The 504-nt window shown below is 59.7% G+C and carries 1 protein-coding gene; it reads right to left on the minus strand.

Translation table 11 applies throughout. The annotated features are described in order from the left end of the window. Positions 1–504 (minus strand): DUF6531 domain-containing protein (locus AACY08_RS28845; RefSeq protein WP_339472494.1); only part of this gene is annotated, 504 nt, incomplete at both ends.

The following is a 504-nucleotide window of genomic DNA, read 5'->3' on the forward strand; positions in this document are numbered from 1 at the left end:
TCATCAGGCAAAGACCCCAAGTAGATCGCCGCTTCGGCAAGACTGTTGGTGATCTCGGGCCGAGAAACAGAAGGCAAGGGCAGGGTAGTCGACCGATTCTCATGATCCGTCCACACCACCGAGTCACCAGAAACAGCAAGCCGATGCGCCAGCGAATGACTCCAGCCAAACCCCAGTCCGCAATCCACTTCCACCGCACTGGTGCGGTACAACCGAGTCCACTCAAACGGCAGAATCCCATCGAGCGCACCATCGGTCAGTGTCAGCAGTTCCTCCCCGGTGACCATCGACACCGGGCAGCCATTGGTCGCGGTCTTAGCCGAAGAAGCCGTCGCATCGCCAACTGGGTTTTTTGCAACCTCAGGCGCGTCGTCGATAGGCTCCAGCCGCACCAACACCGTCCGCTGTTCCAGCTTGTCCCTAACCATCGTCACCGGATTGGAAACCACCTGATCCCCAACCTTCAGCGGCACATCCGGAATCACCCTGATCGGCGTCGCCGGG

The sequence above is a fragment of the Pseudomonas sp. EL_65y_Pfl1_R83 genome (assembly GCF_963970695.1).
Taxonomy (GTDB): Bacteria; Pseudomonadota; Gammaproteobacteria; order Pseudomonadales; family Pseudomonadaceae; genus Aquipseudomonas; species Aquipseudomonas tritici.